Raw genomic sequence first — 20,227 nt, forward strand, 5'->3', positions numbered from 1 at the left:
ATTTTCAGTTGTTTTATAATAGTAAATTGTAAATTTAATGATTTATATGGAAGATTTTCGGCATACGCCGAAAATCAACATTCTTTGGGGGGTTTCGCGCGAGTTTAGCTTCTTGTCGGGCGAGTTAATCGCGTTATTGCGCGAGTTTAGCCTTGTGTCGCGCGAGTTGACTGCGTTATTGCGCGAGTTTGCCCTCTTGTTGCGCGAGTTGCCTGCGTTATTGCGCGAGTTTGCCCTCTTGTCGCGCGAGTTGACCGCGTTATTGCGCGGCTCTTTAACTTGTAGCTAATACAGCTTATGTGGAGTTCAGCAATCCAAACAACATTGCGCCTATTATCACCTTTCATTTATCCAGTAAATCATAGTAAACTAAAGATAGAGTCACATTTTAGGAGGCAGCAACAATTGAATTTCACAAACTTATATGAAATGGTTGGCGAAACATACTAGTCATCAACCAGAGGACAATCCGATTTCCAATTAGCTTCCCACTTATCTGATGGTGGAAGAGGCGTAATTTGTCTACATTCTACAGCTAAAAATGATACAATTTCTAAAATAACCCCGGCGCTGAACCCAGGCACACCAGTATCAACCGGAAAAAATGACAATGATTATGTCGTAACCGAGTACGGAATTGCCAAGTTGCGTGGGAAAACAATCCGCGAACGAACTAAAGAACTGATACACATAGCCCACCCGAATTTCCGTGAAGAGCTGGAATATAGAGCCAAGCAAATGAGATATATGTAGGAAATAGTGACAACGTCTGACAAATTATTTCCCCGGAAATAATTTTGTCGGTATTTGTTTGATGGAAAATAAAACACCAAAGGACCAGCGCACCCCCGCGCTGGCCCTTACTATTATACCAATTCAACTTCCTGCACATTGCGTTCAACTACGCGTGCACTTTTAATAGTTACCAGATTACCTCCTGCTGATGTGAATGCATCTTGAGCGATGACTTGATCCATTGCTGCTTTAACTGCAATCGGATCAACTGGTTCGATTGGCTTTTCTAGTGAGTAAGTTACTGTTTTTCCTTCAGCGTTCAGGAATTTAAGTTCAAGTTTCTTCATTGAGTTCCCTCCTTCCCTTCCTTATTTATTAGAGATGTGATCGATTATGCCCCTCTTAGTTCGGAACTGTCTTTTCGTTCGATGCTTAAAAGTGGGCGTTGCTGTAAAACGACAACTGCGTTAGCGATTGAATATAACTGATCAGCCGTTGCAGCAATCTTTACGTTATTGAAGCTCTTTGTCTTGAAAAGCTGCTTACCAGATATTTCGTCAATGCCGTCATCCAAAACCAGACTCATACGTGAGTTCATCATTTGTGCTACTGCCATGTCGGTCACCTCCTTTCACACATACTATCGAACCTCACGACTAAAAAGTGGCATCTGAAATAATAAAAATTATTTTGGATGTTAATGCCTCTTTTTTGGTTTGAGAAACGATAGTACTTAAAAGAAAGGGATTTTCTGCTTAAGCAGAAAATAACCTATAGTGTTGTTCTCTTAAACAGTAGAAGATTTTCAGCGGATGCTGAAAATCAGCATTATTGGAGAGTGCTGTTGCGCGAGTTTGGGTGCCTGTCGCGCAGTTGAGCGCATTGTCGCGCGAGTTGACCATGTTATTGCGCGAGTCAGTCGCAATATCGCGCGAGCTATCGGCACACATCAAAAAAACAGACCCGTCTAAGCGAGCCTGCATTGATCAAACGTTTGGTCAATTAATCCTACCATCCTACGTCCATGTACGATGCCGTCATCTTGAATCTTTCAACACTAGTTCGGCTGCTTATTTTACTAGATCTGGTGTATTGCGTGTTAACCTATTGCAATACTTTTTGCAGCAAATACTATTTTTAATCACCCATAACTAATTATATTTAATAGCTACATTTTTAACCTGTGTATAATTATATAATGCTATCCAACCTTTTTCTCTGCCGAATCCACTTTTCTTGTAGCCACCAAAGGGCATTTGAATTCCTCCGCCCGCTCCGTAGTTATTTACAAATATTTGGCCAGAGTCGATTCGATTTGCTAGCAGATGGGCCCTGCTTATATCTTGGGTCCATATTCCAGTAACGAGACCATAATCTGTATTGTTAGCTAAATTTATAGCTTCTTGGTCATCTTTAAATGTAAATACGGATAGAACTGGGCCGAATATTTCTTCTTGAGCGATACTACTTTTAGTTGAAACTTTATCAACAATAGTAGGTTCGATATAAAAACCATTTTCTGCGTTTTCTATAGTTACCTGATTTCCACCGGCGGCGATTCTTCCTTCTTCTTTAGCTAAATCAATAAAATTGACAATTTGATTAAACTGTTTTTCATTCAATATCGGACCTACATCTTTATCTTCTAATGCTGGGCCGACTGTTAATTCTTTAAATCTATCAACTACTTTTTCTAGGAAAGTATCTTTAAATGATTGTTCAATAAGTAATCTGGATCCGGCAGAGCAAGTTTGACCTGCGTTTTGAATAATTGCTTTTACGACTCCTTCTACCGCTTTTTCCATATTACAATCAGAAAAAACAATATTAGGTGACTTTCCACCTAGTTCTAATGTAACAGGGACTACATTTTTTGTTGCTGCGTTTGCTACGGCAGTTCCTGTTTGTACGGATCCGGTAAAGGTAACATGGTTAATATGTGGATGTGATGACAAGGCCGCACCTGCTTCATATCCATATCCAGTTACATGATTAAAGACTCCGTTAGGTATATCGATCTGGTCGAAGAATTCCGCTATTTTTGTTGCTGTTAGCGGAGTGTCTTCCGCGCTCTTCACAACTACCGTATTACCCATAGCAATTGCTGCAGCTACACTCCTTGATAATATTTGTATGGGATAATTCCAAGGAATAATATGTCCTGTAACACCAACGGGTTCGCGAACAACATAATCGATGAGACCATCCTCAATTGGAATGGTGTCTCCCATTAATTTATCTGCTGCGCCAGCATAAAATTCAAAATATCTGATTGATGCATCAATGTCTGCGTAGCCTTGTGATAATGGTTTTCCTACATCTATCGTTTCCAGTTTCGCTAGCTCATCTCTATTTTTTCTTATTTTTTCAGCTATTTCATATAATAACCGCCCTCGTTCGTATGGTTTAACACTGCTCCAATCATCGCTTTGAAATGCTTTTTTTGCCGCTTTAACCGCATCATTCACATCTCTAGCTTCACCTTGTGGGATCGTAGCAATTATCTCCCCATTGGATGGATTTATTACATCAATACGTCTTTCATTACTACTATCGAGCCATTTACCATCAACATACATCTTTATTTTCTCCATACTGCACCTCCTCTCAGCTTGTAGTATTTAGACACTTCTTCCTCCATCAACATGCATTACAGTTCCTGTAATCATTTTAGAATCATCTGATAGTAAAAATTTGACTGAATTAGCAATGTCCCTAGGTGTTAACAACTCCCCAAGTGGAACACTCTGCTTGAACACACTATCCTTAACCTCATCTATATTTGCACCTTTCTCTGCAAACTGACCAAGCATATTTGTATCACATGGTCCAGGGTGTAATACGTTAACATTTATCTTATTTGGTGCAAGCTCTAGTGCTAAAGCTTTTGAAAATGACTCGACTGCCCCTTTTGAAGCAACGTATGACTGTAATCCTGGTCTTGGTCTAGTTGTTGAAACAGATCCTATGTTTACAATAGATCCTGCATTCATTTCCTTCATATAAACTGCGGCTTCTCGGCATGTTAAAAATGCCATTGTCATATTTATATCAAAGATTTTGTACCAGTTATCTAAACTGATTTGGTCGATAGGTGTTGAGCGCTGCGCAATACCTGCGGCGTTAACTAGCCCATCAATTCCATCAAATTTGTTATTAGTTTGTTCAAATATATCTTTTACTACATTTTCATCCAGTAAATCTCCTTGAAGGTCTAAAAAATTGCTTTCCTCTTTAAATTCGGATAGACTTTCTACATTAATGTCACAACCAACCACATTCGCATTTTCAGCTAACAGTTGACGGACGATTTCCTTTCCCATACCTCCACCAGCACCGACCACTACAATTGTTTTATTTTCTAATGACATGTTTATACACTCCATTACTTATAAAGTATCTTTACGAGTTCATCCCCTGCCTGTTCGGTACTTGCTGTTCCATCTAAATCAGCTGTAAGTCTTGATTTTCCAGCAATTAATTCTTCAATCGAAGAAAGAATTTTATCATGTATATCTTTTCTTCCTAAATGCTCAAACATGAGTGCCAATGACCATATCTGTGCAATTGGATTGGCGATTCCTTTCCCTGCTATATCAGGTGCAGAACCATGAACTGGTTCAAACATGGATGGATAATCTTTTGATGGATTAATATTAGCAGAAGGTGCAATTCCCAAACCTCCTACTATGGCAGAACCTAAGTCAGATAAGATATCCCCAAACAAGTTGGATGCTAGAACGACCTTGAAATCTTCTGGTCGTTGTACAAAATATGCTGCAAGTGCATCGATATAATATTTTTCATATGCAATATCTTTATGTTGTTCCATTACTGTTTCTACTACCTGATCCCAAAATTTCATTGTGTGTATGATTGCATTTGATTTGGTTGCATTGGTTATTTTTTCAAGGTCATGATTTCGTGCATAGTTACAGGCAAATTCTGTTACTTGCTCAATCCCTTGTTTTGTCATCACCGTATTTTGAACGGCTAATTCTCGTTGTTCACCACTAAACATTGATCCACCAACATTTGAATATTCACCTTCTGAATTTTCTCTTATAATGACAAAGTCAATTGGTTTATTTCCTCTAACCTTAACCGGGCTTTCTAAGCCTTTTAATAGTTTTGCAGGGCGAAAGTTTACATATTGTTGAAAAGTCTTTCGAATTGGCATGATAAGATCCCAAACCGAAATATCATCAGGTACCCGTTGATCACCTATTGCACCAAATAAAATGGCGTCATATCCCTTAAGTTTTTCCAAACCATCCTCAGGCATCATACGATTATGCTGCAAGTAGTATTCCGAATTCCAGTCGAATTGATCATATTCAATCTCAACGGACTCATGAAGCGTTACGGCATCCAACATCTTAATTGCTTCCTTCATCACTTCTTTCCCGATTCCATCTCCAGGAATAATGGCGATTTTATACGTCATCTTATTTATCATCCCCGTTCAGAAAATCAAGTGCAGCTTTTCGATATATTTCTGTTGTCGTACCTAATTCATCTATTTCAACATATTCATTTATTTGGTGAGGAATATCTCTGTCACCAGCACCTATTGTCACAATTGGAACACCATGAACATGTAAGAATGTACCATCTGTTGCACCTGGAACCCCGTTATATTTAGGTTCTTGTTTTAATACATGCTCAACAGCATTATGAACGGACTGCACAACAGGTTGGTCTCTATCCGTTTCCGTAGCTGGTCGGTCTTCAATCACTTCATACTCTACTTTAAAATCTTCATCTTGGTCTTTTAAGTCAGCAAAAATCTTCTCTATTTTTTTTATTAAATCCTGGTGATCCTGATTTGGAACGGTTCTTATATCCAATGTAGTCATACAACGCTCTGGAATGACATTAATCTGCGCATCTCCTTTTACTGGAGCTTGTAAGATAGTTGGTGTAATACTTGGCCATTTCAAATACGGATGTTCTCCATGTGTCGACTGTTCTTCTTGTTCTAACTGCTGGATTGCCGTAATAATTTTTGCCATGCGCCAATTGGGATTAACACCACTCCAGGAAATAGCACCGTGCGCCATTTTTCCAAGGACTGTAATTTTAATTCGTAACGCCCCACGCTGTGCAATACAAATTTGATTTTCCTCAGGTTCACAAATTATCGCGCCATCAACGTCATCTGCCCATCCTTGATTAATAAAATGCTTTATTCCAAGCATCATACTTTCTTCATCTACTGGTATACATAAGATGATTTTGCCTGTAAATGATTCTTCATCTTCTAAAATTGATTGAGCAGCCGTTATCATACAAGCAAGGTTTCCCTTTGTATCATTAGTCCCTCGACCATACATTCTTCCTTCAATGATTTCTGCCCCAAATGGATCATGTTTCCAACTTGAACGGTCCCCCTCTGTGACGACATCTGTGTGCCCTTCAAACAATAGCGTTTTTCCAGGTTTGCCAGAATCAATCACACCTACTAAGTTTGGTCTTCCTGGAGCAACTTCTTCCATATGGACATCGATACCAATATTACGTAAATACTTAGCTACAAATTGGGCTACCTGTTCTTCATTCGCATCTGGATCTTCCGGGCGGAATACACTAGGAATTCTTACAAGTTGCTGTGTAAGAGAGACTACACGCTCGTAGTCTCTTTTTATTTGATCTGTTTTCACTTCATTCATCTTTTAATACGCTCCTTATGCCTCTTGTTTTAATGTTTGGGTTGGAAATTCATACGCTTCCGTCTTATATAAAATACTAAAGATCACAAATGCCGCCAGTGATAAGAAAACTGGTATCGTAACAGTGTGAACTCCAAGTAAGTTACCAAATTCTTGATTGTAAAAATGTATGCCAATATAGGAACCAATACCTGTCATCATAGAAGCAATTGCTCCATGTTTATTGGCAAATTTCCAATATAGACCTAGGACGATTGGCCAGACAAATGCTGCTTCCAATCCACCAAAAGCAAATAGGTTCAAGAAAATGAGTAATTCGGGCGGATTTATTGCTAACAAAAAGGTTACAACACCTATAATAGTTGTGAATCCCATACTGACCTTTTTTACATGGTCATTTGATGCTTTAGGTTTAATATAGTTAATATATACATCCTTAACAACGGCAGAACTAACTAATAGCAACAGAGAATCAACTGTTGACATCATTGCTGCCAGTGGTGCTGCAAGTACAATTCCAGCTAGCCATGCCGGTAATACGTCTAACGCAATTAATGGTATAACCTGATCCGCAACCTCAATTCCAGGCAATACCGGTCTAGAAAACACACCAATTAAGTGCATATTAAGCATAATAAAACCGACTACCACAGTGCCTATCATGATTGCTTTGTGCATTGACTTTGCATCACGGTAAGCCATTGCTCTTACTGCAACCTGTGGCAGTGCTACTACACCAACACCAACTAATATCCAAAAAGATGACACATATAAACCAGTCAATTGGCCATCTTGACCATAAGGTGTCACAAAATTAGGGTTCTCTGCTATCAGGTCAGAAAAGATATTGGATAGACCCCCACCCGCTATTATTACGGCGATAAGTAGAACCAATGTTCCAAAAAACATTACAACTCCTTGAATCGTATCTGTTATAGCAACAGCACGGAATCCGCCAATAATGACATATACTAAAACTGATATCGTGAAAATAAATAAAGCTCCAGTATAAGACAGGCCAGTTAGTGTCTGAATTAAATAGGCTCCTCCTACCCATTGGGCAGCCATAGCGGAAAATAAGAATATGATGATACTACTGGAAGATAGCAATACTACGGATTTACTTTTATATCTTTCCTTCAAAAAGTCAATCAGTGTTACTGCTTTATAGCGTCTTGTTACAATAGCAAATTTTTTACCTAATATAAGTAAAACAAAATACCCTGTAGCTACTTGAGTCATAGCAAGCAATACCCAACCTAAACCAATCGAATATGCTGCACCTGGTCCACCTAAAAAGCTGGACGCACTACCATATGTAGCCACCATTGTCATTGCTAGAACAAGCCCACCAAATTCACGACTTCCTAGGAAGTAATCACTCAGGAATGACTTGGATGAAGCCATTTTCCTGTTTGACCAAATCCCAACAGCAAAAACGATTGCAAGAAATATTAATAACGGTACAAGTACTCCCCAGTTCATGCAGAATTCACCTCATCTTCGTCTTTTCCTTGTTCATCAAATGGAACTTCTTTTAGTACAAACTTAACTACTATAAACACTAATGTAACCATTACAATAAAGCCTAATATACAGCTATAAAAAAACCATGCTGGAAAACCAAAAACATACGTATACTCTTCTGGTGCTTTCGATCCCAAACCATATGCAAACCCATACCACCATATAATGTTAAATGTAGCTAATGCACAACCGATTAATGCTTCCCGATGTGCAACATCAAAACGGGGATCATGATTTTTACCATTACTATTCATGTAACTTCTCCTTTCTACTTTTAGGTAAGTACTTCTTCCAATGATTCTTTAAGAACTGAGGACAAGTATGCTAAATCTTGATCTGTTATGGTTAGTGGCGGTGCCAACGTTAAAATGTTATCGAACCCCGCAACCGTCACACCATTTTTGCCAATAATGACATTTCTGTTTTTACATGCTGCAATAACTTCATTCACTTTTTCTACGTTAATTGGTTCTTTACTCGTTTTGTCTTGTACGAGTTCAATGCCAATCATCAATCCTTTACCACGCACATTTCCGACGTGTTTTATCGCTTCTAAACCTTTTAAATCGCTTAATAGTCTTTCCCCTAAGGTCTTTGACTTTTCTACTAGATTTTCCTTCTCTAAAATTTCTAGATTTTTTAATGCTACTGCACAAGAAACTGGATGTCCTCCAAAGGTATTATTTTGTCTTAGGAAATCATAATCCCCCTCCCCACTGAACGATTCGTAAATATCCCTTCGTACTGCAGTAGCTGACAAAGGCGAATAGCCCCCTGTTAAACCTTTTGCCATCGTAACAATGTCAGGTTTAACACCGTAATACTGATGACCAAATTTTTCTCCCATTCTTCCAAAACCACAAACAACCTCATCTACTATCAATAGCGCATGATGCTCTCCGCATACCTCCTTAATCTTTGCCATGTAATCCTCAGGTGGAATTAATACACCACCCCCGGAAATAATTGGCTCCATTATAACTCCTGCAATGGATTCACTCGATTCATACTTCATAATCATATCTATTTCTTTTGCTCGATCTATCTGTTGCCCATCTCTATAATTATCCGGGGGTTGAACATGTAAAAAACCAGGGGCTAATGGTTCATATAAATACTTTCGTTGAAATTGCCCTGTAGCCGCTAAAGCCGCAGAAGTATTGCCATGATAACTCCTGTATCTAGAAATGAATTTATATTTCCCCGTATTTCCAGTATGTTGATGGTACTGTCTAGCAATCTTAAATGCAGATTCATTAGCTTCTGAGCCGCTATTGGAGAAAAACACGACATAGTCTCCACCAAGCCATTCGCTAATTTTCTCAGCTAATTCAATAGCAGGTTTATGTGAGTGTGATAAAGGAAAATAACTGAGTTTATTCATCTGATCATAAGCAACTTGAGCAATTTCCTTCCTGCCATACCCAATATTGGAGCACCAGAGACCTGACATCCCATCCAAAAAGCTCTCCCCTTGATCATTGGTAACCCAAGCGCCATCTGACGAATCTACGATCATAGTAGATTCAGGATCGTATTTTTTTAGATGGTGCCATACGTATTTTTCGTCTGTATTATTAAAATTTGATGATTCATTTTTTTCTATACCCTCCATTTACATCACTCCCTCACTTAACTGTTCATTTTAAAAATAACGAGAAGTAACCATCTTTCTTCTGGTAAAGAAATTAACACCATCTTTTCCATTTACATGCAAATCTCCATAAAAGGAATTTTTCCACCCAGAGAACGGGAAAAATGCCATTGGTGCAGGTACATTAACATTAACCCCTACCATCCCTGCATCTATATTCTCTTTAAATGTTCTAGTGCTCTTATTACTATCCGTATAAATAACTGCTCCATTAGCAAATTCTGATTGATTTGTAAGGTCTACCGCCTCCTCTAGCGTTTGGGCCCTTATGATGCTTAATACAGGAGCAAATATCTCATCTTTCCATATAGTCATTTCTGTACTTACATGATCGAATATAGTTGCTCCGAGAAAATAACCATTCGTGCCTTTTTCTAATCGGTCTTTTCTTCCATCTCGAATCAATTGTGCTGATTCCTTCTCTCCAAGATCAATGTAGTTTAGTACTCTTTCTTTATGGTCCTCTCGTATTAATGGACCAAGGGTAGTTTCTTCATCCAAACCATCACCTAAGTTTAATTGGTCTGCCTTCTCTTTAAGTTTATTAACAAATGAATCTCCAATATCTCCAACTGTGACTACGACCGAACACGCCATACACCTTTCTCCAGCACTCCCAAATGCTGCATTAATCACACCCTCCACTGATTTCTCAATATCACAATCAGGCATAACTACGGCGTGGTTCTTCGCTCCTGCTAATGCTTGAACACGTTTTCCATATTGAGTTGAAGTCTTATAAACATATTCTGCTACAGGCTGCGATCCTACAAAAGAAATTGCTTGCACATCATTATGTTCCAGCAATCCATTCACAACATCATGAGATCCATTGACTAAATTTAATACGCCCTCAGGCAAGCCAGCCTCAGCCATTAACTCAGCCAATTTAGTAGCTAAAATTGGAGTTTTTTCAGATGGCTTTAACACAAATGTGTTGCCACAAGCGATAGCGAGAGGGAACATCCAAAGAGGTACCATCATTGGAAAGTTAAACGGCGTTATGCCTCCAACAACACCTACTGGGTATCGATACATAGCCGACTCTATTCCACTTGCAATATCAGGAATTACCTCCCCCTTCATTAATTCAGGAGCGCCTGCTGCAAATTCCACACATTCAATTCCTCTTTGTACTTCCCCTTTAGAATCCTGAAGGGTTTTCCCATTCTCAGTCGTAATAATAGCCGCCAAATCATCTGCATTTTCTATTAACAACTGTTGATACTTAAACATAACCCTTACCCGCTTAGGAACTGGGGTATTACTCCATGTTGGAAAGGCATTTTTAGCCGATTTTACTGCATCATCCACATCAAATTTAGTAGAAATAGGTACTGCCGTTAATATTTCTCCATTAGCTGGATTTACTACATCTACAAATTCATCACTCGTTGATTCAACCCATTCTCCTGCTACATAGTTTTTTATCTTTTCTGAAATTTTTAAAGCCACGTTTTACCCCTCCTTTATTTGTTATAATTTATTATATATACAGAATAATTGTAATACACTAGACATATTGTTAAACTGTTAAGCGCTTTCACATAACGAAATGACAAATAGAAAAAGTAATAGGGTGATAAAATGATGAGTATAACCGTTCAAGAAGCAGTTAAGAGACCATCTTTTTCAAATATAACAATTGTCACAGGCAACAATTTTTTAACTAGATCCTTTAAATGGGTACACGTAGTAGAAAAAGCCGAATGTGGTCACTTAATTAACGGAGGAGAGTTAATTCTAACAACAGGGATCGAATGGAATAAAAATGAACAAACTTCGCTTTATTTCTTAAAACAAATCATTGACAAAAATGTTGCTGCATTATGCATTGATCTTGATAGAAATACAAACTCTTTATCACCGAAGTTCTTTAACCTGGCTGATTCTTATAATCTGCCTATTATTCTTTTTAATGAAGAAGTTAAGTTTGTTGATATAACGCTAGATTTACACAAATACTTACTTGACTTTGAAGGGTCCATCTGGGACGACTTGGACAACTTGTTTATTCAACTGAATAATGCGCTTAATAGAAATAAGGAAATTGATACTTTCCTAAAAGTACTTCACGAGGCAATCAATTTGCAAGTTATGTTTTATCAAGCTAAGGAACAAATTTGGAGTTTTCCCTCATTAACAAAAGTCGAACAGAAGAAAGTTCAATCTCGTGTTGACGCTGGCAATGAATCAAGCGAATGCTTTAAAATACCCATTTACGTATTAAATAAAGAGATAGGAATTCTTTATTGTAATAAAGAGACACAACTTTTAACCAAATTTGAAAAATTAGCACTAGAACGATGTGCTAATTTTATAAGCCAATCATTACTACTAAAGTATCAACATATCGAAAGAGAACAAATAGAGAAAAATGATTGGATTCATTCCATTATTAATGAGAAATTAGATCATCAAAGCGTTCTAAGTCACATGGAATTACTAGATAACTCCATTAAACAAAATGAAATGAGTATTGCCATCATACCCTTCACAAAAGACAATAACGACATGAGTTACACAAATAGATCATTAAGTTACATCATGCTCTTAATAAGAGAAACGCTAAGCAGTAATGGTTTTCATCTTTATGCTACCACTGATTTCAAAAACAGTTATTTCACTTTACTACTGATAAATCAGCTTGAAGGTTATAATTTATTTAAAAGATTTAACAACGCTATTAACCAAATTCAAAAGCAAAATTCCAACGATATTCAAAAAAACAGAATCAATTATATGAGTGTAGGGATCTTCGTAAAAGATTATAGCAAGTTACATTACAGCCATAAAACTGCACAAAAAACCTATCGTTTACAGATGAATAAGAGTAAAGGCAGTATTACGCTTTACCAGAATTTACGCATTAACCGTCTATTAAGCAACTTAGGAAACAACCAGGAAACAAAAGATATTATACAAGATTACCTAGGTCCTGTTATAGACTATGACAAAACCAATGGATCCAGCCTATTGTATACATTGCATATATATCTTAAAAATCAATCCTCAAAAAAACAAGCTGCAGAAGAGCTGTATATTGTAAGGCAGACACTCTATCACCGATTAGAAAAAATTACATCTCTAGTACATTATGATATTTCATTGCCACAGAATCGTTTTATGTATGAATTTGCTTTACATGCTTATGAGAGTCAGGCAGGTGAGATTTAAAACTTGGCTTTATCGCCAAGCCTTAATGGCGCTTATGCAGTAAGGAACTGCTAAATCGGACCAACGCACCCCCGCGCTGGTCCTTATCATTATACTAATTCAACTTCCTGTACATTGCGTTCAACAACGCGTGCACTTTTGATAGTTACTAAATTGCCACCTGAAGATGTGAATGCATCTTGAGCGATGACCTCGTTCATTGCAGCCTTAACTGCTACTGGGTCAACTGGCTCAATTGGCTTTTCGAGTGAATAAGTTACTGTTTTTCCTTCAGTGTTTAAAAATTTAAGTTCAAGTTTCTTCATTGTATTCCCTCCTTCCCTTCCTTATTTTTTAGAATGTGATCGCTTATGCCCCTCTTAGTTCGGAACTGTCTTTTCGCTCGATGCTTAAAAGTGGGCGTTGCTGTAAAACGACAACTGCGTTAGCGATTGAATATAACTGATCAGCTGTTGCAGCAATCTTTACGTTGTTGAAGCTCTTTGTTTTGAGAAGCTGCTTACCTGATATTGCATCAATGCCGTCATCCAAAACCAGGCTCATACGTGAGTTCATCATTTGCGCTACTGCCATGTCGGTCACCTCCTTTCACACATACTATCGAACCTCACGACAAAAAAGTGGCATCGGAAATAATAAAAATATTTTTAGTTGTTAATGCCACTTTATTAGTTTGAGAAACGATAATACTTAAAAGAAAGGGATTTTCTGCTTTAGCAGAAAATGACCAGTTGAGTTGTAGTAGAGGGTTATCGGTGGAAGCCAGTAATTCCTGTTGCACATTTGCGCCAGCCCAAAGTAAGATGCTTCTTTTCATAACATCTCTATATTTCATTATGCAGAATAGAATTTCTCCTTTATAATTACTATTGGAGGGGTTATATGGTACATTCGATTTTGGATCAAATACAGTTAAAATACCAAGCACTCAGTAAAACAGAGAAAAAGATTGCGGATTATGTCTTCAAACATAATGAGGATCTCTTAAATATACACATTAGTGAGTTAGCCAATCAAATTAATGTGTCAGTAGCTGCAATAACACGTTTCTGCAAAAAAATTGGTGCAGCAAGTTTTGTGGAATTTAAAATCCTTTTGCGTGGTGCTGTGGAACAATCGGATGATACACATGATGCTATCAATGGGGTAAACCAAATTTATGAGTCTGTGATTAAATCGACAAATTCTTTAACAAATATTGATAAATACGAGAAAGCTTGTGAATGGATTTTAAATGCAAAAAAAATCTACATTTATGGCATTGGCAGTTCAGGACTGTCGGCGGAGGAATTAAATTTACGTCTATCAAGGATGGGATTTTTCGTAGATACACATACGGATTCTCATGCGATGATCATTGCATCATCTATTCTTACTCCAGAAGATATTGTGATCGCAATTTCCAGTTCTGGACAAACAAAAGAAATTATTGATGGTATTGATGTTGCCAAACGAAAGCATGCAAAGGTTATCTCTATTACGAGCTATTCTGAAACACCCTTAGCTAACAATTCTGATCTTATGTTATATACTTCAAGTATCAAGCCGTATCAGGTAAAGGGATTCTTAAATAGTCAATTATCTATCTTATACTCACTGGATGTATTGAGCATGTTACTATTAAACAATAAGGACTCTAGAAATATACATGAACAGACCTTGCAAGCATTAAACGAATATAAAAAAATATAGAACTGGAGATGATCCTCCAGTTCTAAACTAGTTGCCTACATTTGATTAACGTCTTTGATCGTATCAGAGAATGTCTTTGTAATAATCTGCGGACGCGTAATTGCGCTACCCACCACTACAAAATGCGCTCCAAGTTCAAGTGCTCTCGCTGCCTTCGATGGTGTATCTAATTTACCTTCTGCTACAACAGGAATTGAGATTTTTTCGACTAATTCTTTTAAGATAGAAAAATCATTGTCGGATAGACTTTTCCCCTCTGTTTCATCTGTATAGCCAATAAGCGTTGTTGAGACGCAGTCAAATCCCAAATCCGCGGCAGTAGCTGCTTCTTCAACTGTTGAAACATCAGCCATTAGTGCAACATCCGGTGCATGCTTTTTCATGTAATCAACAATTAAATCCAATTGTTCATCATTAGGACGTTTCCGGTTCGTGGCATCGATTGCAATCATATCAACATCTGTATGCAGTAATGCCTTCACTTCCTGCAATGTCGGAGTTATATAGATAGCACTATCATCATAGTCCTGCTTTATAATCCCAATAACAGGAAGATTCACTTGATTTTTAATTTCTTTTATATCAGTGACCGTGTTTGCCCGAATACCAGCAGCTCCTCCCTGAAAAGCTGCGGTAGCCATTTTTCCCATAACAAAAGAAGAATGTAATGCCTCATCCTCCAGAGCCTGACACGATACGACAAGTTGTTTTTCTAGCTGCTTTAATACTTTCATCTTCTAATTATCTCCTAACGCTTCTTCAACTTCATTTTTAATACCAGTTACTTCTGGGCCATAGACAACTTGAATACCATTTCCACTTGCTACGACACCCTTAGCTCCAGTCTTGGTCAGTTCATCCTTACTTACGAGATCTGATTGGTGCACACTTACTCTTAGTCGAGTAGCACATGCATCAACATCCTTAATGTTTTTATCCCCGCCTAAACCAGCAATAATAGCATTTGCTCGTTCCGTTTTGGTGAACGTCATTTCTTCCATATCTTCGTCCTCACGTCCAGGAGTTTTATAATTAAATTTGTTAATCATAAATCGGAATGTGAAATAATACAGGAAGAACCACGGGATACCTATAATCGGAACCATAAACCAATTTGTTTTATCCGCTCCCTGCAATACACCGAACAGCATGAAGTCAATAAAGCCACCAGAGAATGTTTGACCGATTGTAATCTCGGCCATATGAGCCAGCATAAATGCTAAACCATCATAGAATGCATGAATAACGTATAATACTGGTGCAACAAACAAGAATGAAAATTCAATTGGTTCAGTAATACCTGTTAAGAATGATGTCAGACCAGCTGAAAGCAACAACCCAAGAACCTTTTTCTTGTTCTTTGGCTTTGCTGTATGATACATAGCCAAACAAGCTCCAAGCAGTCCAAACATCATCGTTATGTGGCGCCCAGACATGAAGCGAGCAGTTCCCATAAAGAATTGATTAACAGATTCTGCGTTAGCCAACTGAGCGAAGAATATTCGTTGTGTTCCCTCAACAAGAGAACCATCAATAACCATCGATCCACCTAAGCTTGTTGTCCAAAACGGCAGATAAAAGATATGATGCAGTCCAAATGGTCCTAGTAAACGCAAAATAAATCCATAAATAAGTGTACCTAGATAGCCCGTTGCCTCAACCAATCCGCCTAAAGAAAAGATACCTTCTTGGATAACAGGCCACACGTAAAATAGAATTATTCCTAAAAAGATTGATGCAAAAGAGGTTACAATTGGTATAAAACGTGAACCTCCAAAAAATCCAAGAAAACGTGGCAACTCAATCTTATTAAAGCGTTGATGCAGCCAATAGGCCAGCAGTCCTAAAAGAACACCGCCAAATACACCAGTCTCAAGTGATTGAATACCTAATACCATACCCTGCCCTACTTCGGCAATACCACTTTCTGCAAGTTCCCCTGTTATCGTCAGCATAGCATTTATTGTCGCATGCATAACCAGGAAACCTAATACTGCCGCAAGAGCTGCTGTACCTTTATCCGCTCTGGCAAGTCCAATAGCAATACCTACTGCAAAAATTACCGGCAAGTTGGCAAAAACAATACTACCTGCCGAACTCATAATGGTAAAAATAGCTTGCAGCCAAAGCTACATCAAGAAAAGGATATGCTTCTATTGTAGCTGCGTTACTAAAAGCTCCACCTATACCTAGTAACAAACCTGCTGCAGGCAGAACTGCAATCGGTAACATAAATGATTTCCCAAATCGTTGCGCTTTCTCAAAGAAAACACTTTTCTTTTTTTCCTTCATTGTTTCACCTCTCCCTCGTTTTGAAAACAGTTTACAGTTATATAATAATATTGTAAACTATTTTTATCAAGAGGAAATTTTAAACTATTTAAAATAATTCCAGATATCTAATCACATAAGCTATACTCCCCAAACAACGTAGGAGGATTTAAAATGCTAAAAAAGATTTTTGGTAAAAAAGAAGAACAACATAGTGTCACCCTGCATGCAACTGTCAGCGGCGGAACGGTTTTATTAGAGGATGTCCCTGATCCGGTCTTTTCCCAAAAAATGATGGGTAATGGTATTGCCATATTTCCTCAAACTAGCACTGTCATATCACCTGTAGACGGAAAAATTATGCAATTATTCCCAACAAATCATGCGGTGGGAATTCAAGCTGTCAATGGAGCAGAAATTTTAATTCACATTGGGTTGGAAACCGTCAGTCTAAATGGAGAAGGATTTACTCCCCATATCCAAGAAGGTGATCACGTTAAACAAGGTGATAAACTGATCAGTTTTGATAAAACAGTTATTGAAGAGAAAGCCAAAAGCACAATCATCCCAGTTGTCATTACCAATACCGATAGTATGCGGGAGATTAACTATACTAAACAAAGTAAAGTAACTGCAGGAGAAGATGAAATATTAACTGTTGTGAAATAGGGTGTTAGTAATCCACTCTAAAAAAATATCAGACCAGCGCACCCCCGCGCTGGCCCTCATATTATGCTAATTCAACTTCCCACACATTGCGTTCCACTGCGCGTGCGCTTTTGATAGTTACCAGACTACCGCCAAATGATGTGAATGCATCTTGTGCGATGATCTCGTCCATTGCAGCTTTAACTGCTACAGGGTCAACTGGCTCGATTGGCTTTTCCAGTGATTATGTTACTGTTTTGCCTTCAGTGGTTATAAATTTAAGTTCAAGTTTCTTCATTGTATTCCCTCCCTTCCTTATTTTTTAGAATGTTAGCGATTGAATATAACTGATCAGCCGTTGCAGCAATCTTTACGTTGTTAAAGCTCTTTATCTTGAAAAGCTGCTTACCTAATATTTCATCAATGCCGTTATCCAAAATCAGGCTCATACGTGAGTTCATCATTTGTGCTACTGCCATGTCGATCACTTCCCTTCATGAACTCACGTGTGAAAAGTGGCATCGAAAATAAAAGATTTTTTTCGACACTATGCCACCTTTCCGGCTTGAGAAACGATAGTACTTAAAAGAAAGGGATTTTCTGCTTTAGCAGAAAATGACCTATTAGATTTAAGTTGAGGATTTTCGGCGGCGGCAGAAATCATCGTCATTGGAAAAGGCTGTCGCGCGAGTTTGATTATTGTCGCGCGAGCTTGCTGCAAATATTTAAAAACAGACTCACCTTAGCGAAGCCTGTCTAAATCAATAAAGAAGAGGATTACCGGCGGTGGCCGAAAATCAACATCATATTTAACTGGAATTTGTGTGCTATACTATTTTTTGGAGATTTATCCGAGAATAAAGGCGAGCTCATCCACAGCTCTCGGCGGGAACGTATCTTTTATGATGCCTGGCTGTTTCGCGCGTCATTTGCCATAGAAGAAGTAACGCTGCAGGAAGATGAAGTCACGGATGCCAGGTGGACGACAAAAAATTGATCAAACGTTTGATCAATGCCGGACAGTTAGTTGGTTCAATCGCTAGCGTACCTTTTAGATGGATTTTGGTTAATTTAAATAGGATTCACTTGTTAGTAATTTTTTCGTACAACGTTGTAACAGATGTGTTAAGATAGCTTTGGAAGAAAATTTAATAGGATGCCTTATGGTGGCCTTGTACAAAGACAAGGCTGAAAAGGGAAGCTGATGAAAGTTCAGCGCGGTCCCGCCACTGTATTGCTGAGACGTCTCTAAATCCGGCTGCATATTTCGACTATTCGCAGCCTGCATGTCCACTGTTCAATTTCGAATGGGAAGGACATAGAGAATTGTCCATGAAGCTAAGCCAGGATACCTGCCATAAGGAAGAACATTTTTTTCCTACGGGAGATAGGAGGGTGTTACGCAACATTGCATTGGACTGCCAGTGGTAGGATTTCCAATGCACGCAGATTGTGATAACAAGCCTTCAATAAATGGAGGGCTTTTTTTATTGTATTGGTTTTTTTACGAGGAGGAAAAATGATGGAAAAAACAGCTATCAGCAGTACCAAAACGGTACAAACAAGACTTGTGCTACCACCGGATACCAATCATATGGATACCATTTTCGGCGGAAAGGTCCTTGCATATATTGATGAAATTGCAGCACTGACGGCAATGAAACATGCCAAGAGTGCGGTTGTAACTGCCTCAATTGATTCAGTTGACTTCCTTTCATCAGCAAAAGTTGGCGATTCCCTGACACTCGAGGCATATGTAACATACACCGGAAGCAGCTCGATGGAGATATTCGTCAAAGTAACGGCAAACGACCTGATAAATAACAGTGAACAACTGACAACAGAATCTTTTCTAACAATGGTCGCCGTTGATAAAGCAGGTAAACCAATTCCGGTTTCCAACGTATATCCAGTTTCGAAAGAGGAAAAAGCGTGGTATGAATCGGCCCCTATCCGAAAAGAAAACCGAAAGCGCCGTGTACTCGCGCGATAATATTACGTTTAAGATGTGCGCGACTTGCTTAAATACATGACAACTATCTCCCAATCTACTTCACTTAAAGCAGAGAAAACGATTGGGGGATTTTTTTATGTGAAAGGTAACGGATCATTTGGAACGAGAGGTAAACTACACAGTTCTGCCAAAGCGAATCGTCTCGTTTGCACCAGCAATTACTGAAACGATGTACCGGTTGGACTTGGATGGAGATTGTTGGAAGAATGGGTCCTCTGTATCCATTCAAAAGACAGATTCGACGGAACCAAGCAGGTAAAAATCGACCACGCATATGAGTTCAGCCCGAATAGGTTACTGTTTTTCCTTCAGTGTTTAAAAATTTAAGTTCAAGTTTCTTCATCGTATTCCCTCCTTCCCTTCCTTATTTTTTAGAATGTGATCGATTATGCCCCTCTAAGTTCGGAACTGTCTTTTCGATCGATGCTTAAAAGTGGGCGCTGCTGTAAAACGACGACTGCGTTAGCGATTGAATATAACTGATCAGCCGTTGCAGCAATCTTTACGTTGTTGAAGCTCTTTGTCTTGAAGAGCTGCTTACCTGATATTTCGTCAATGCCGTTATCCAAAACCAGGCTCATACGTGAGTTCATCATTTGTGCTACTGCCATGTCGGTCACCTCCTTTCACACATACTATCGAACCTCACGACTGAAAAGTGGCATCGGAAATAATAAAAATATTTTTGGATGTTAATGCCTCTTTTTTGTTTGGAGAAACGATAGTACTTAAAAGAAAGGGATTTTGTGCTTTAGCAGAAAATGACCTATTGAGTTGTTTTCTTACACAGCAGAAGATTTTCGGCGCAGCATTATTGGAATAGGGCTGTCGCTCGAG

24 protein-coding genes, 2 pseudogenes and 1 riboswitch are annotated in these 20,227 nt (G+C 38.4%); of the genes and pseudogenes, 8 read left to right on the plus strand and 18 right to left on the minus strand.

Annotation, left to right across the window (positions count from 1 at the left end):
* The first annotated feature begins 37 nt into the window (after positions 1–37).
* A complete protein-coding gene (locus ACTWQM_RS02940) occupies positions 38–289 on the plus strand; it encodes a hypothetical protein (protein WP_443256664.1) in 252 nt (83 codons plus the stop codon).
* Positions 290–465: 176 nt separating this feature from the next.
* Positions 466–753: pseudogene (locus ACTWQM_RS02945) on the plus strand (acetyl-CoA hydrolase/transferase C-terminal domain-containing protein); the annotation flags it as partial.
* Positions 754–866: 113 nt separating this feature from the next.
* On the opposite strand, the gene ACTWQM_RS02950 reads toward ACTWQM_RS02945, so the two are convergent.
* Together ACTWQM_RS02950 and ACTWQM_RS02955 are read right to left on the minus strand one after the other, a co-directional pair.
* Positions 867–1,082, minus strand: a complete 216-nt coding sequence (locus ACTWQM_RS02950) for a DUF2922 domain-containing protein (protein ID WP_443256665.1) — start codon at positions 1,080–1,082, stop codon at positions 867–869.
* A 44-nt stretch (positions 1,083–1,126) separates the two neighbouring features.
* Positions 1,127–1,351 (minus strand): DUF1659 domain-containing protein, encoded by a 225-nt coding sequence (locus tag ACTWQM_RS02955; protein WP_443256666.1) that lies wholly within the window; start codon positions 1,349–1,351, stop codon positions 1,127–1,129.
* A 242-nt stretch (positions 1,352–1,593) separates the two neighbouring features.
* Between ACTWQM_RS02955 and ACTWQM_RS02960 the strand changes: the two genes are divergently transcribed.
* Positions 1,594–1,890: a hypothetical protein gene (locus tag ACTWQM_RS02960; RefSeq protein WP_443256667.1), complete on the plus strand. Its 297-nt coding sequence runs from the start codon at positions 1,594–1,596 to the stop codon at positions 1,888–1,890.
* Here the strand turns inward: ACTWQM_RS02960 and ACTWQM_RS02965 are convergent.
* From ACTWQM_RS02965 to ACTWQM_RS03000, 8 genes are read right to left on the minus strand one after another with little or no spacing between them, the layout of a single operon-like run.
* On the minus strand, positions 1,887–3,329 hold the full coding sequence (locus ACTWQM_RS02965) for an aldehyde dehydrogenase family protein (RefSeq protein ID WP_443256668.1): 1,443 nt from the start codon (positions 3,327–3,329) through the stop codon (positions 1,887–1,889). The genes ACTWQM_RS02960 and ACTWQM_RS02965 overlap by 4 nt on opposite strands.
* A 27-nt stretch (positions 3,330–3,356) precedes the next feature.
* Positions 3,357–4,106 (minus strand): SDR family NAD(P)-dependent oxidoreductase, encoded by a 750-nt coding sequence (locus tag ACTWQM_RS02970; protein ID WP_443256669.1) that lies wholly within the window; start codon positions 4,104–4,106, stop codon positions 3,357–3,359.
* Between the two features lie 14 nt (positions 4,107–4,120).
* Positions 4,121–5,182 (minus strand): tartrate dehydrogenase, encoded by a 1,062-nt coding sequence (locus ACTWQM_RS02975; protein WP_443256670.1) that lies wholly within the window; start codon positions 5,180–5,182, stop codon positions 4,121–4,123.
* Position 5,183: 1 nt separating this feature from the next.
* Complete coding sequence (locus tag ACTWQM_RS02980; protein ID WP_443256671.1) at positions 5,184–6,407, minus strand: M20 family metallopeptidase; 1,224 nt, start codon at positions 6,405–6,407, stop codon at positions 5,184–5,186.
* Between the two features lie 15 nt (positions 6,408–6,422).
* Positions 6,423–7,892, minus strand: coding sequence for a sodium/pantothenate symporter (panF, locus tag ACTWQM_RS02985; RefSeq protein WP_443256672.1), 1,470 nt, complete (start codon positions 7,890–7,892; stop codon positions 6,423–6,425).
* On the minus strand, positions 7,889–8,188 hold the full coding sequence (locus ACTWQM_RS02990) for a YhdT family protein (protein WP_443256673.1): 300 nt from the start codon (positions 8,186–8,188) through the stop codon (positions 7,889–7,891). The genes panF and ACTWQM_RS02990 overlap by 4 nt, the downstream gene beginning before the upstream one ends.
* A gap of 20 nt (positions 8,189–8,208) precedes the next feature.
* Positions 8,209–9,549 (minus strand): aspartate aminotransferase family protein, encoded by a 1,341-nt coding sequence (locus ACTWQM_RS02995; protein ID WP_443256674.1) that lies wholly within the window; start codon positions 9,547–9,549, stop codon positions 8,209–8,211.
* 30 nt (positions 9,550–9,579) lie between these two features.
* Positions 9,580–11,043 carry a CoA-acylating methylmalonate-semialdehyde dehydrogenase gene (locus ACTWQM_RS03000; RefSeq protein WP_443256675.1) on the minus strand — a complete coding sequence of 488 codons (1,464 nt, stop codon included), beginning with the start codon at positions 11,041–11,043 and terminating at the stop codon, positions 9,580–9,582.
* 135 nt (positions 11,044–11,178) lie between these two features.
* On the opposite strand from ACTWQM_RS03000, the gene ACTWQM_RS03005 reads away from it, so the two are divergent.
* Positions 11,179–12,765 (plus strand): PucR family transcriptional regulator, encoded by a 1,587-nt coding sequence (locus ACTWQM_RS03005; protein ID WP_443256676.1) that lies wholly within the window; start codon positions 11,179–11,181, stop codon positions 12,763–12,765.
* Between the two features lie 89 nt (positions 12,766–12,854).
* On the opposite strand, the gene ACTWQM_RS03010 is transcribed toward ACTWQM_RS03005, so the two are convergent.
* From ACTWQM_RS03010 to ACTWQM_RS03020, 3 genes are read right to left on the minus strand one after another with little or no spacing between them, the layout of a single operon-like run.
* A complete protein-coding gene (locus ACTWQM_RS03010; protein ID WP_443256677.1) occupies positions 12,855–13,070 on the minus strand; it encodes a DUF2922 domain-containing protein in 216 nt (71 codons plus the stop codon).
* A gap of 43 nt (positions 13,071–13,113) precedes the next feature.
* On the minus strand, positions 13,114–13,338 hold the full coding sequence (locus ACTWQM_RS03015; protein WP_443256678.1) for a DUF1659 domain-containing protein: 225 nt from the start codon (positions 13,336–13,338) through the stop codon (positions 13,114–13,116).
* A gap of 34 nt (positions 13,339–13,372) precedes the next feature.
* Complete coding sequence (locus tag ACTWQM_RS03020) at positions 13,373–13,600, minus strand: hypothetical protein (protein ID WP_443256679.1); 228 nt, start codon at positions 13,598–13,600, stop codon at positions 13,373–13,375.
* Positions 13,601–13,647: 47 nt separating this feature from the next.
* Between ACTWQM_RS03020 and ACTWQM_RS03025 the strand changes: the two genes are divergently transcribed.
* Positions 13,648–14,457 (plus strand): MurR/RpiR family transcriptional regulator, encoded by an 810-nt coding sequence (locus tag ACTWQM_RS03025; RefSeq protein ID WP_443256680.1) that lies wholly within the window; start codon positions 13,648–13,650, stop codon positions 14,455–14,457.
* Positions 14,458–14,492: 35 nt separating this feature from the next.
* Here the strand turns inward: ACTWQM_RS03025 and ACTWQM_RS03030 are convergent, their stop codons facing one another.
* Both ACTWQM_RS03030 and ACTWQM_RS03035 read right to left on the minus strand, forming a co-directional pair.
* The gene (locus ACTWQM_RS03030; RefSeq protein WP_443256681.1) at positions 14,493–15,191 is read right to left on the minus strand and encodes an N-acetylmannosamine-6-phosphate 2-epimerase; all 699 of its coding nucleotides are present in this window, start codon (positions 15,189–15,191) and stop codon (positions 14,493–14,495) included.
* Between the two features lie 3 nt (positions 15,192–15,194).
* Positions 15,195–16,749: pseudogene (locus ACTWQM_RS03035) on the minus strand (PTS transporter subunit EIIC).
* A 153-nt stretch (positions 16,750–16,902) separates the two neighbouring features.
* Here ACTWQM_RS03035 and ACTWQM_RS03040 point away from each other — a divergent pair.
* The gene (locus tag ACTWQM_RS03040; RefSeq protein ID WP_443256682.1) at positions 16,903–17,397 is read left to right on the plus strand and encodes a PTS sugar transporter subunit IIA; all 495 of its coding nucleotides are present in this window, start codon (positions 16,903–16,905) and stop codon (positions 17,395–17,397) included.
* A 61-nt stretch (positions 17,398–17,458) separates the two neighbouring features.
* Here the strand turns inward: ACTWQM_RS03040 and ACTWQM_RS03045 are convergent, their stop codons facing one another.
* Together ACTWQM_RS03045 and ACTWQM_RS03050 are read right to left on the minus strand one after the other, a co-directional pair.
* Positions 17,459–17,617 carry a DUF2922 domain-containing protein gene (locus ACTWQM_RS03045; RefSeq protein ID WP_443257082.1) on the minus strand — a complete coding sequence of 53 codons (159 nt, stop codon included), beginning with the start codon at positions 17,615–17,617 and terminating at the stop codon, positions 17,459–17,461.
* Positions 17,618–17,660: 43 nt separating this feature from the next.
* Positions 17,661–17,855 (minus strand): DUF1659 domain-containing protein, encoded by a 195-nt coding sequence (locus tag ACTWQM_RS03050; RefSeq protein WP_443256683.1) that lies wholly within the window; start codon positions 17,853–17,855, stop codon positions 17,661–17,663.
* Between the two features lie 668 nt (positions 17,856–18,523).
* Positions 18,524–18,750, plus strand: a riboswitch (cobalamin riboswitch).
* 148 nt (positions 18,751–18,898) lie between these two features.
* On the opposite strand from ACTWQM_RS03050, the gene ACTWQM_RS03055 reads away from it, so the two are divergent.
* Together ACTWQM_RS03055 and ACTWQM_RS03060 are read left to right on the plus strand one after the other, a co-directional pair.
* A complete protein-coding gene (locus tag ACTWQM_RS03055; RefSeq protein WP_443256684.1) occupies positions 18,899–19,369 on the plus strand; it encodes an acyl-CoA thioesterase in 471 nt (156 codons plus the stop codon).
* Positions 19,370–19,487: 118 nt separating this feature from the next.
* Positions 19,488–19,649: a hypothetical protein gene (locus tag ACTWQM_RS03060; RefSeq protein WP_443256685.1), complete on the plus strand. Its 162-nt coding sequence runs from the start codon at positions 19,488–19,490 to the stop codon at positions 19,647–19,649.
* A 127-nt stretch (positions 19,650–19,776) separates the two neighbouring features.
* Here ACTWQM_RS03060 and ACTWQM_RS03065 read toward each other — a convergent pair whose 3' ends face one another.
* Positions 19,777–20,001 carry a DUF1659 domain-containing protein gene (locus ACTWQM_RS03065; RefSeq protein WP_443256686.1) on the minus strand — a complete coding sequence of 75 codons (225 nt, stop codon included), beginning with the start codon at positions 19,999–20,001 and terminating at the stop codon, positions 19,777–19,779.
* Positions 20,002–20,227: the final 226 nt, after the last annotated feature.

It is taken from the genome of Virgibacillus sp. L01, assembly GCF_052246775.1.
Taxonomy (GTDB): domain Bacteria; phylum Bacillota; class Bacilli; order Bacillales; family Amphibacillaceae; genus Lentibacillus.

What these genes read in the sequence shown, in the direction of transcription:
- ACTWQM_RS03030 (WP_443256681.1), bottom strand. Translation starts at nt 15,191, where the DNA reads ATGAAAGTATTAAAGCAGCTAGAAAAACAACTTGTCGTATCGTGTCAG.
- ACTWQM_RS03065 (WP_443256686.1), bottom strand. Translation starts at nt 20,001, where the DNA reads ATGGCAGTAGCACAAATGATGAACTCACGTATGAGCCTGGTTTTGGAT.
- ACTWQM_RS02970 (WP_443256669.1), bottom strand. Translation starts at nt 4,106, where the DNA reads ATGTCATTAGAAAATAAAACAATTGTAGTGGTCGGTGCTGGTGGAGGT.
- ACTWQM_RS03010 (WP_443256677.1), bottom strand. Translation starts at nt 13,070, where the DNA reads ATGAAGAAACTTGAACTTAAATTTTTAAACACTGAAGGAAAAACAGTA.
- ACTWQM_RS03055 (WP_443256684.1), top strand. Translation starts at nt 18,899, where the DNA reads ATGGAAAAAACAGCTATCAGCAGTACCAAAACGGTACAAACAAGACTT.
- ACTWQM_RS03025 (WP_443256680.1), top strand. Translation starts at nt 13,648, where the DNA reads ATGGTACATTCGATTTTGGATCAAATACAGTTAAAATACCAAGCACTC.
- ACTWQM_RS03050 (WP_443256683.1), bottom strand. Translation starts at nt 17,855, where the DNA reads ATGGCAGTAGCACAAATGATGAACTCACGTATGAGCCTGATTTTGGAT.
- ACTWQM_RS02995 (WP_443256674.1), bottom strand. Translation starts at nt 9,549, where the DNA reads ATGGAGGGTATAGAAAAAAATGAATCATCAAATTTTAATAATACAGAC.
- ACTWQM_RS02975 (WP_443256670.1), bottom strand. Translation starts at nt 5,182, where the DNA reads ATGACGTATAAAATCGCCATTATTCCTGGAGATGGAATCGGGAAAGAA.
- ACTWQM_RS02980 (WP_443256671.1), bottom strand. Translation starts at nt 6,407, where the DNA reads ATGAATGAAGTGAAAACAGATCAAATAAAAAGAGACTACGAGCGTGTA.
- ACTWQM_RS03020 (WP_443256679.1), bottom strand. Translation starts at nt 13,600, where the DNA reads ATGAAATATAGAGATGTTATGAAAAGAAGCATCTTACTTTGGGCTGGC.
- ACTWQM_RS02965 (WP_443256668.1), bottom strand. Translation starts at nt 3,329, where the DNA reads ATGGAGAAAATAAAGATGTATGTTGATGGTAAATGGCTCGATAGTAGT.
- panF (WP_443256672.1), bottom strand. Translation starts at nt 7,892, where the DNA reads ATGAACTGGGGAGTACTTGTACCGTTATTAATATTTCTTGCAATCGTT.
- ACTWQM_RS02940 (WP_443256664.1), top strand. Translation starts at nt 38, where the DNA reads ATGATTTATATGGAAGATTTTCGGCATACGCCGAAAATCAACATTCTT.
- ACTWQM_RS03040 (WP_443256682.1), top strand. Translation starts at nt 16,903, where the DNA reads ATGCTAAAAAAGATTTTTGGTAAAAAAGAAGAACAACATAGTGTCACC.
- ACTWQM_RS02955 (WP_443256666.1), bottom strand. Translation starts at nt 1,351, where the DNA reads ATGGCAGTAGCACAAATGATGAACTCACGTATGAGTCTGGTTTTGGAT.
- ACTWQM_RS03015 (WP_443256678.1), bottom strand. Translation starts at nt 13,338, where the DNA reads ATGGCAGTAGCGCAAATGATGAACTCACGTATGAGCCTGGTTTTGGAT.
- ACTWQM_RS02950 (WP_443256665.1), bottom strand. Translation starts at nt 1,082, where the DNA reads ATGAAGAAACTTGAACTTAAATTCCTGAACGCTGAAGGAAAAACAGTA.
- ACTWQM_RS03005 (WP_443256676.1), top strand. Translation starts at nt 11,179, where the DNA reads ATGAGTATAACCGTTCAAGAAGCAGTTAAGAGACCATCTTTTTCAAAT.
- ACTWQM_RS02990 (WP_443256673.1), bottom strand. Translation starts at nt 8,188, where the DNA reads ATGAATAGTAATGGTAAAAATCATGATCCCCGTTTTGATGTTGCACAT.